We start from the raw sequence: 9,175 nt of genomic DNA on the forward strand, positions 1-9,175 counted from the left end.
TCCTCCCGCCCGTTGTTTGAACGAAACTGAATCACAAAACTATGCAATCAAACAAGAATTAATGGGTGTGCTGCCTAGGCAACGATGAGACCTACGACATACGGTTGCGTACAAATCAGATCACACGGCCTTGGCAGAGCTTTCGAGCGGATTTCAGCGCGCCGCCGACATGGACGACGGTCAAGATCCCCTTTACCGCTCTTGAATCGCATCGCACCGAGGCCCGATTTGATCCGGGTCGATTGCGGCGCATCGGAATCCTGGCCATCGGGCGCGAGATGCAGGCCGATATCGCCATCGCAGGTGTCCGGCTTTACCGTTAATCGCGCGGGGCAGGGGCGCCACCCTCAAAATTGTTGCCGTGGACATAATCGCAAGGCGCCTCCTGCATCTGTAAATGCAACCCGTTGCCAGTATAGGGATGCGCACGCGCAAGATCCTCATCGACGTCGATCCCAAGCCCAGGCGAGTCAGAAGGCGTGATAAACCCATCCTCGACGCGGATTGTCCCCTTGATCAGCTGATCGTGAAACGGTGTCTCGATGCATTCGCACATCAGGATATTAGGGATCGAGGCGGCAAGCTGGACGTTGGCGGCCCATTCGATGGGACCTGCATAAAGATGCGGGGCCATCTGCGCATTGTAGACCTCTGCTATGGCCGCAACCTTCTTCATCTCCCAAATTCCACCGGCACGGCCCAAAGCGGGTTGCAGAATGGTGGCTGCCCCACCGCGCAAAACCGTGGCAAACTCGGCCTTGGTGGTCAAACGCTCGCCGGTCGCCACTGGAATACGCACAGCGCGTGCAACCTTGGCCATTTCCTCCACCGCATCCGGCGGGATCGGCTCTTCGTACCAAAGCGGGCTATAGGGTTCGATGGCTTGCCCGAGGCGGATCGCCCCGGCGGTGGTAAATTGCCCATGCGTGCCAAAGAGCAGATCGGCCCGGCTGCCCACTGCCTCGCGGATCGCCTTGCAAAAGGCGACTGACATTTCGATGTCGCGCATCCCCGGCATATGTCCGCCGCGCAATGTATAGGGTCCCGCCGGATCAAACTTCACCGCCGTATATCCACGATCCACACAGTCCAAAGCGGACTCTGCCGCCATCTCCGGCGAGGTCCAGAACGCCTCCAGATCGTGATGCGGCAGAGGGTACAGATAGGTATACGCACGCACCCGGTCGTTCATGCGCCCGCCCAGCAAGGCATGCACCGGACGCCCCCGCGCCTTGCCCAAAATATCCCAACACGCGATCTCAAGGCCTGAAAAAGCACCCATGACAGTCAAATCAGGGCGTTGAGTAAAGCCGGACGAATAGGCGCGTCGAAACATAACTTCGATGTTTTCGGGGTTCTCGCCCGCCATGTGGCGCTCAAACACATCGACAATGACGGCGTGCATAGCCTCCGGCCCAACCGAAGAGGCATAGCATTCGCCCCATCCCACAATCCCGTTATCCGTTGTCACCTTGACAAGTATCCAATAGCGCCCGCCCCAACCGGGCGCAGGCGGGGCGGTTACGATGATATCGAGGTCACGCAGTTTCATGATCTATCCCTTGCTTCATCTTGCCGGATAAACTCCGGGGGAGGCGCACAAGCGCCGGGGGCAGCGCCCCAAATCAACGGTTGAACATAATCACGTTCCGACGGGCGGTGCCCGATTTGGTATCGGCAATCGCCTCATTGATCTGATCCAGGGACCAACGCCCCGAAATCAGGCTGTCCAATTGCAAGCGCCCCTGCTGATACAGGTCCACCATCCATGGAATATCGCGCTGAATGACGACATCGCCCATCTTGGATCCGATCATGCCCTGCCCGACCGCGGCCAGAACAACGGGTTCATAGCTGGCCATCGCGCCGGAATGGGGCATGCCCACCATGATGACCTTGCCGCCGCGCCCCAGGTATTTCGGGGCTTGTTCGTAAGCCGGAATCGCGCCCACCGTTACGATCACGGCGTCCGCCCCCTTGCCGCCCAATGCTTTGTAGGCAGCACGCCATGGGCTTTCGGACGTGGCCAACACGCCGTGGGTTGCACCAAAGGACTTTGCGTCATCCAGTTTTTCTTCGGTCATGTCGACCGCCACGATGCGGCGGGCGCCTGCGATACGCGCACCCTGAATGGCGTTCAGGCCGACGCCGCCCGCACCGATCACGACAACATCCTGTCCGGGACGGAGCGCCGCCGCGTTCACTACGGCACCGACGCCGGTAATCACCCCGCAAGAGATCAGGCTGGCCGCATCCTTGGCAATGGTGTCCGGAATCTTAACCAACTGCCTTTGGTCAACGACGACCTTTTCGGCAAAAGCGCCGCACGCCATGGCCTGATGCAGTTTGGTATCCGCCGCGGTGCGAATCGGCCCTTTGTCACCGTCATAGGGGGTCTCGCAATTCGTCGGGGTGCCGCCGGCGCAGGATGGGCACGTACCGCAGGCGCGTATCAGGGTGACAACGACGCTGTCGCCCACTGCCACGCCGCCGACACCGGGGCCAACGGCGCTGACGATGCCGGCGGCCTCGTGGCCGTAAACCGCAGGCAGGCTACCGCCCCAGGCCCCATCCGCATAGGAGATGTCCGAATGGCAGATGGCCACAGCATCCAGTGTCACCTCGACTTCGCCCATTTCAGGCGCACGCAGCAGGATATCTTCGATGACGAGCGGGGCACCGAATTCGTGGCACACGGCGGCTTTTATGGTTTGCATGTCTTTTCCTTGCTCCGCCTCTTTGCCCAAGGCGGTCTTTGTCTCAGTTGTGGCGAAGTTGGCGCAGGCAGCGAGCGCTCGCAAGGCATAATGCGACCTTTCACACCACCGGTTTGTCGCGGATGTCGGATGATGGACCTGCACGGCCGGACCGGATGAACACGATCAGCCCCATCAGGATCAAAACGGCCGACAAGAGGAACGGCGCGCCGGGAAGATACACCGGCGCAGTCTGGCCGGAAAACGCCGCGAAAACAGACGTCATCACCATAGGGGATATGATCATCGCAAGTGCACTGATCGAGGTGAGCGCACCTTGTAATTCGCCTTGCTGATTGTCGTTCACCGCCTTGGACATGATCCCCTGCAAGGCAGGCGTAATGACCCCGGCCAAAGCAGCAAGCGGCGTCAGGACCAGCGCAACGGGGCCGGATGTGACGAATGCCATCGCAAGAAAGGCCATCACGTTGAAACCGTGGCCGTAAATGACAGCGCCGCGTTCGCCCATGACACGCAGCACCAAGGGCATCAATCCGCCCTGTACAACGGCCAGCATAATGCCAAACAGCGCAAGGCTCAGACCGATCGTCGCCGGGCTCCAGCCAAAGCGCTCCTGCCCGAAATAACTCCAGATCGCAGGGTAGACGGTAAAGGCCAACTGATAGAGGAAATAGACAATCAACAGGGGGCCAATGGCGGGCAGTTTGCCCAATATGCGCAAGGTGCCCAATGGATTGGCCCGCGCCCATGAAAACGGACGCCGGATGCGGTCCGTCACAGTTTCTGTCAGGATCATCCAACCAAAAACCGCATTGAGCGCCGCCAGAGCAGCGGCCGCGTAAAAGGGCGCGCGGGTGCCATATTCGGCCAGCAGTCCACCAATCAGGGGCCCGATCACGAAACCCAGGCCAAAGGCCGCTCCAATCAGACCGAAATTGGCAGCCTTTTTTTCGGGCGGCGAAATATCCGCCATGTAAGCCGCGGCGGTGGCGGGCGTGGCCGCCGTGATCCCGCCCACAAGACGCCCGGCAAGCAGCAGCCAAATGCTGCCTGCGACCGCCATTACCAGATAGTCCGCGGCCATGACAACGAGAGAGACCAGCAAGACGGGCCGACGCCCGTACCGATCCGACAGCCCGCCAAGCACCGGGCCGAACAGGAACTGCATGACGGCAAAGCAGGTTGCCAGAACGCCGCCCCAAAGTGCTGCCGTCGCGAGGTCCCCGCCATTCACTTCGCGGATAAGGTCCGGCATGACGGGTATGATCAGGCCGATCCCCATCGCGTCCAGAAGCACGGTTATCAGAATGAAAACAACGGGCAGTCTCAAAGAGTTTTGACCCGTTTGGCAAAGGCGCGCGCCTCTGACGGCGCGTTCCCCATCTGCTCTGTGGCCCGAAACAAAGATGCGGAAAGGTCCGGGTAGGCGGCGCGAGCGATGTCTGCCAGAGGCCTGCCTGAGCGGTGCGCTTCGGCCACCAGCTCCTTGGTATGCGCTTGTGCGTCAGGGCGGGACATTCGGGCTGCCAAGGCAAAACTCAACGCTTCTGCATGGACCAGCCCCAAGCCTTCGACGTTTGCGGCCATGCGTGCCGTGTCAGGCTCCATGCTTTGTGCCAATGCGCATGCGCTCTCGACCGCTGATGCTGTGCACAGGGCGATCTGTGGCAGCACCATCCATTCTGTGAACCACGCGGCGCCGTCGCGTTGAAACTGATGCGCCGACGCCGCTTGCAAAGTCGCACGCAGCCCCGCCATCTGATGGTTGAGCGCCACCAGCACGGACGGCCCGACCGGGTTTTGTTTTTGCGGCATGGTAGAGGATGATCCGGCACCGCCCAGCCGGATCTCTGCCGTGTCTGATCCGGTCAATCCTATAAGGCTGTGGCCCATGCCGCCAAGGGTTGCGACCAAATCCCCCATCCAGTTTGCAATGCGCAGAACCGGGCCGCGATCAGCGTGCCAACTGCGCCCCGGATCGTTCAACCCAAGCGCTTCTGCGAGCCCCGCGCGTGTCGCAGCGGCGTCGGGCCCCAGCGCGGAAGCGGTACCGGATGCGCCGCTGAGCGATACGAACATCGACGTGTTGCGCAAATCGGGCAGCGCTGCCACGGCATCTACAACCGGTCCGCCCCACTGGGCCAGAACGCCCCCCCACGAGGTGGGTGTCGCGTGTTGCGCATAAGTTCGCGCCGCCATTGGCGTTTCGGCATGTGTGCTTGCCTGCCCTGCCAGCGTACGGAGCAGTACCCGCGCACGGTCTTCCAACACCGCCAACGTCTGGCGCAGTCGCAACATCAGGGCGGTATCGATGATATCCTGGCTGGTTGCGCCCCAATGGGCGTGTTGGGCGTATTCCGGAGCCTCCATCGCGCTGCGAAACGCGGCAACCAATCCCGGGACACTCACGCCGTTCTGACCCGTTGCCTTGGCCAGTCCGGCAGGGTCGATCTGCACCTCGAGGCTCGAGCGGTGAATGAACGCAGCGCTGAGTTCAGGGATGACCCCCTGTGCCCCTTGCACCTTGGCCAGTGCCCCTTCGACCAGCAGCATCGCGCGCACTTCGGCATTATCAGACCACAACCGTCCGGCGTCGCCTGTGGGGAACAGTTGCGCATAAAGCGGCGAGGAAAAGACGCTGGCAGCCATGGGTCAGATGTGGCCTGTAGAACGCATGAAATCGGTTATCACGGCGGCGTATTCCTGCGGCTTCTCTACGCAGGGCAGGTGGCCTGCCTTGCGGATCAGATGAAATTTGCTGCCGGGGATCAGGTCAACGGTTTCGCGCACCAGATCCGGCGGGGTCGATCCATCCTCGCTGCCCGCAATCCCGAGTGTGGGCAAGCGCAAACTGGCTGTTGTCGTGTAGAAATCAGTGCCGGAAATCGCCGCCGAGCAACCGGCATAGCCCGCGTTTTCCTGTCGGACGAGCATGTTACGCCACAGCTCAAGATCGACGCTCGCCCGGAAATCAGCGGAAAACCAACGTTCCATGACAGCATCTGCGAGGCTTTCGATCCCGCCGTTCTCCACGGCTGCAATCCGATCGGCCCAGATGTCGCCATTGCCGATCCTGGCGCCGGTGTTGGACAGAACCATGGCCCGCATCAGATCGAGGCGCTTGACCGCCAAGCCCTGCGCAATCATGCCGCCGATTGACAGCCCTACGAAAAAGGCATCCTGGAATCCCAGATGATCCATCAGCTTTTCGGTATCGCTGACCAACGCGCCCATGGAATACGCGCCGGGCGGGCAAGTCGATAGCCCATGACCGCGCTTGTCGAACCTCAGGATCCGCAGACCTTCGGGCAACATTGGCAAGATCGGATCCCAAAGCCGCATGTCGGTTCCCAACGAGTTGGCAAAAACGACCGGCGCGCCGTCTTTCGGCCCGTCGATACGGTAGTGCAGGCGCACGTCGCCCAGATCAGCCATATGCATGCGTGTCAGTCCTTTGGTCGTAAATGGGCAATAATCCGCCCGTTATCGGATGCGCGTTTACGCGTCGGTGCCACTGCGTGGCCCCCGTCCGTGAGATGATCGTTCAGCACGGTGAAATAGTCCATCCGTTCCATGCTGTCCTTGGATTCGTCGATAAAAGGGCGCGCCGTGTATATCCGGTCGCTGCTGTCATTGACACCACCGAACACGGCGTCGCGGGCGGTGGCGAAGCCTGTCACGGCAGGGTATCCAGACATTGCGAGTATAGGTCAGGGTCGACATTGCCGCCCGAGATCATCACGACAACGTCCTCTCCCTCTATCTGGTCCTGCCGACAGATGGCTGCCGCCAAGGCAACGGCCCCACCGGGTTCCGCCACGAGTTTCAAACGCAAAAAGGCGTGGGCCATAGCCTGCAACGCTTCGCGTTCCGTTACGATGAGGCCCGGGCCACACAAGCGGTGCATGATTGGAAAGGTCAGGGCGCCGGGCTGTGGGGTAATGATGGCGTCGCAGATGTTGCCCGATGTCGCGAGGTTCCGCTCAATCCGGCCAGAGCGGAGAGAGCGGGTCACGTCGTCAAAATCTTCGGGTTCCACGGGACGCACGCGCAGGCCGGGGGCGTCCGCTTCCAGCGCCAGTGCGATGCCACTGGTCAAGCCGCCACCGCCGCAACAGACCAGAACGTCCGCCTCGGTGACGCCGACTTCGGACGTTTGCGCGGCAATCTCAAGACCCGCGGTGCCCTGGCCCGCAATCACGAGTGGCTCGTCAAAGGGTTTGATCATGGTCAATCCGCGTGCATCGGCCAATGCCGCGCCGATGGCGTCACGGTCTTCGGTGGCCCGGTCATATAGCACGACGTCAGCCCCCAGCGCGCGCGTATTCTCGATCTTGAGGGTGGGCGCATCGGCCGGCATGACGATCACGCTGGGCACGCCGTGCCGCGCCGCGGCAAGGGCCACACCCTGCGCGTGGTTGCCGCTGGAAAAGGCAATCACGCCTTTGGCCCGCGTTTCGGGGTCCAGCGCCGAGACAGCCGACCACGCACCACGAAACTTGAAGCTGCCAGTGTGTTGCAGGCATTCCGGTTTGATCCAGACCCGCCGTCCTGCCAGTTCATCAATGAACGGTGAACTGAGTAAGGGTGTGCGCCGTGCAAAACCCTGCAGGCGCCGCGCCGCTGCGCGGATCATCTCGATATTCATTGCAGAGCGTCCATCCACGCCCGCAAGGCGTCAAGCGATGCAGGTTCATCCAGAAAAGGCACATGACCGCGATTGGGCACGTTTGCATAGATCATGTCGGGGCGACGCTCTTGCATCTTTTGCACGGTTTCGGTGCTCAGAAGATCGGAATTCGCCCCTCTGATCAGGCAAAGCGGTTTGCCGTTCAGTGCTTCAAAAAATGGCCACAGGTCGGGTACTTCACCGCCCGCTTCGACAGCCTGCCGCAGGGCCGGATCATACGTGATGTTCAATCCGTCTGCGTCTGGGAGAAAATGCGTTTTGGCCTCTTCCAGCCAGCGGCTGTGCGGCACGTTTTTGAACCCGGTCATGACAATGGCGAGAGCGTTTGCCGCCTCTTCGTGGGTGCGGGCCGCCGGGCGTTTGCCCAGATAAATCATGATGCCAGACAACCCCTTTGTGTCGATCTCCGGCCCGATATCGTTCAATGCCGCGCCCAGAAAACGGTCTGGGGCGGCCGCGGCGAAGCCCATTGCATTCAGCCCACCCCGGGACGTCCCAAGGATCGCAACGGCGTCGATGGTCAGGTGGTCCAAAAGCTCGATCACGTCTCTGATCTCGATCGGGAGGACGTAGTTCTGCCAATTGCTGTCCCAGTCGGATTGCCCGCGCCCGCGGTAATCCAGCCGGATCAGACGGCAGGGGGGCAAATGCGGTGTGACATAGTCGAAATCAGCGCTGCTGCGGGTCAGCCCGGCAAGGCAAAGCAGGGGCAGGCCTGTCCCTTGATCTGTATAATGCAGGCGCAAGCCGTCAGAGGTCGTGAAATGTGGCATCAGACACCTGCCAGTTGCGGGATGCCTGTCAGGTCCGACAGGATGGTATTGGGCTGCCATGGCAAGCGGTCGACCGGATCGCCAGCGCGATTGACCCAGACGGTGTCAAAGCCATAGCCCGCGGCCCCCGCGGCGTCCCAACCATTGGAGGAGACGAAGAGCACTTCGGTCTTGGAACATCCGAACTTTTGGCCGACCAGATCATAGACCCGCGTATCCGGCTTGAAGATCCCGACTGTTTCCACCGAAAGGCAATGATCGAGCACGTCCTGGATCCCGGCCGACTGCACCGCCCCCTCAAGCATATCCGGCGATCCGTTGGACAGGATCGCCGTGTTCAGGCCGACGGCCTTGAGGGTGTGGAGCATTGCCGGGACCTCGGGGTAGGCCTGCAATTCCCAATAGAGCGCCAGTAGCCGTTCGCGCATCGCCGGTTTGTTTGCGTGGCCGGTTTTTTCCATGGCCCAGTCCAGCCCGTCCTGCGTCACCTGCCAGAAATCGGTATGCGCCTTCGTGATGGCGCGGAGCCACGTATATTGAAGCTGTTTTTGCCGCCAGTGTTCGGCAAGGCCGGGCCAACTGTCCTTCAGATCAGCGAATTCAGGCTCGGCGGCAGCCTGTCGTGCCGCGGCGGCGACATCGAATAAGGTCCCGTAGGCATCAAAGACACAGGTGGTGATGGGCATGGCATTCTCCGTTTTGTGGGTAGAGTGGCACGCTGCGGGCAGGACGAAAAGAGCCCAGATGGGGTTTACCCCATGCCTTTGCGCGGGCAGTGTGCCGACATTGCCGGTTGAGGTGTGGAATTAGGGAGAGAATTCATGGCCGAAGTCAAAGACGGGGACACCGTCAGTATTCACTTTCCACCTAATGGATCGAAGCCACCGGCTTCTAGCCGGTCCGCTTCAGCGAATCTTTCTCTGATCTTCTCTCCTGAATTTTGAAACCCGCTGTGGCGGTATGGTTTCAAAATTCAGGAGAGAAGATCATGCGTT

10 protein-coding genes are annotated in these 9,175 nt (G+C 60.9%); 1 reads left to right on the plus strand and 9 read right to left on the minus strand.

Features of this window, described 5'->3' with window-relative positions:
- Positions 1–65 precede the first annotated feature (65 nt).
- Positions 66–323, plus strand: a complete 258-nt coding sequence (locus LC354_RS24415; RefSeq protein ID WP_223428579.1) for a CIA30 family protein — start codon at positions 66–68, stop codon at positions 321–323.
- Here the strand turns inward: LC354_RS24415 and LC354_RS24420 are convergent.
- The 9 genes from LC354_RS24420 to LC354_RS24460 all read right to left on the minus strand — a co-directional run bounded on the left by LC354_RS24420 (position 320) and on the right by LC354_RS24460 (position 8,866).
- On the minus strand, positions 320–1,552 hold the full coding sequence (locus LC354_RS24420; protein ID WP_223428580.1) for a mandelate racemase/muconate lactonizing enzyme family protein: 1,233 nt from the start codon (positions 1,550–1,552) through the stop codon (positions 320–322). The two genes, LC354_RS24415 and LC354_RS24420, sit on opposite strands and share 4 nt — an antisense overlap.
- Before the next feature lie 73 nt (positions 1,553–1,625).
- Entirely contained in the window at positions 1,626–2,717 is a 1,092-nt protein-coding gene (locus LC354_RS24425) for a zinc-binding dehydrogenase (RefSeq protein ID WP_223428581.1), read from the minus strand.
- 100 nt (positions 2,718–2,817) lie between these two features.
- Positions 2,818–4,047 carry a TCR/Tet family MFS transporter gene (locus LC354_RS24430; protein WP_223428582.1) on the minus strand — a complete coding sequence of 410 codons (1,230 nt, stop codon included), beginning with the start codon at positions 4,045–4,047 and terminating at the stop codon, positions 2,818–2,820.
- Positions 4,044–5,366: a lyase family protein gene (locus tag LC354_RS24435; protein WP_223428583.1), complete on the minus strand. Its 1,323-nt coding sequence runs from the start codon at positions 5,364–5,366 to the stop codon at positions 4,044–4,046. The genes LC354_RS24430 and LC354_RS24435 overlap by 4 nt, the downstream gene beginning before the upstream one ends.
- Positions 5,367–5,369: 3 nt before the next feature.
- Positions 5,370–6,158: a 3-oxoadipate enol-lactonase gene (gene pcaD / locus LC354_RS24440; RefSeq protein WP_223428584.1), complete on the minus strand. Its 789-nt coding sequence runs from the start codon at positions 6,156–6,158 to the stop codon at positions 5,370–5,372.
- Positions 6,159–6,163: 5 nt separating this feature from the next.
- Entirely contained in the window at positions 6,164–6,397 is a 234-nt protein-coding gene (locus tag LC354_RS24445; protein ID WP_223428585.1) for a hypothetical protein, read from the minus strand.
- On the minus strand, positions 6,394–7,365 hold the full coding sequence (locus LC354_RS24450) for a threonine ammonia-lyase (protein WP_223428586.1): 972 nt from the start codon (positions 7,363–7,365) through the stop codon (positions 6,394–6,396). Before LC354_RS24450 ends, LC354_RS24445 begins: the two co-directional genes overlap by 4 nt.
- Complete coding sequence (locus LC354_RS24455) at positions 7,362–8,180, minus strand: alpha/beta fold hydrolase (RefSeq protein ID WP_223428587.1); 819 nt, start codon at positions 8,178–8,180, stop codon at positions 7,362–7,364. Before LC354_RS24455 ends, LC354_RS24450 begins: the two co-directional genes overlap by 4 nt.
- A complete protein-coding gene (locus LC354_RS24460; RefSeq protein ID WP_223428588.1) occupies positions 8,180–8,866 on the minus strand; it encodes a haloacid dehalogenase type II in 687 nt (228 codons plus the stop codon). The genes LC354_RS24455 and LC354_RS24460 overlap by 1 nt, the downstream gene beginning before the upstream one ends.
- Positions 8,867–9,175 lie beyond the last annotated feature (309 nt).

Source organism: Tateyamaria pelophila, from assembly GCF_019966495.1.
Lineage (GTDB): Bacteria > Pseudomonadota > Alphaproteobacteria > Rhodobacterales > Rhodobacteraceae > Tateyamaria > Tateyamaria pelophila.

What these genes read in the sequence shown, in the direction of transcription:
- pcaD (WP_223428584.1), bottom strand. Translation starts at nt 6,158, where the DNA reads ATGCATATGGCTGATCTGGGCGACGTGCGCCTGCACTACCGTATCGAC.
- LC354_RS24455 (WP_223428587.1), bottom strand. Translation starts at nt 8,180, where the DNA reads ATGCCACATTTCACGACCTCTGACGGCTTGCGCCTGCATTATACAGAT.
- LC354_RS24435 (WP_223428583.1), bottom strand. Translation starts at nt 5,366, where the DNA reads ATGGCTGCCAGCGTCTTTTCCTCGCCGCTTTATGCGCAACTGTTCCCC.
- LC354_RS24420 (WP_223428580.1), bottom strand. Translation starts at nt 1,552, where the DNA reads ATGAAACTGCGTGACCTCGATATCATCGTAACCGCCCCGCCTGCGCCC.
- LC354_RS24450 (WP_223428586.1), bottom strand. Translation starts at nt 7,365, where the DNA reads ATGAATATCGAGATGATCCGCGCAGCGGCGCGGCGCCTGCAGGGTTTT.
- LC354_RS24460 (WP_223428588.1), bottom strand. Translation starts at nt 8,866, where the DNA reads ATGCCCATCACCACCTGTGTCTTTGATGCCTACGGGACCTTATTCGAT.
- LC354_RS24425 (WP_223428581.1), bottom strand. Translation starts at nt 2,717, where the DNA reads ATGCAAACCATAAAAGCCGCCGTGTGCCACGAATTCGGTGCCCCGCTC.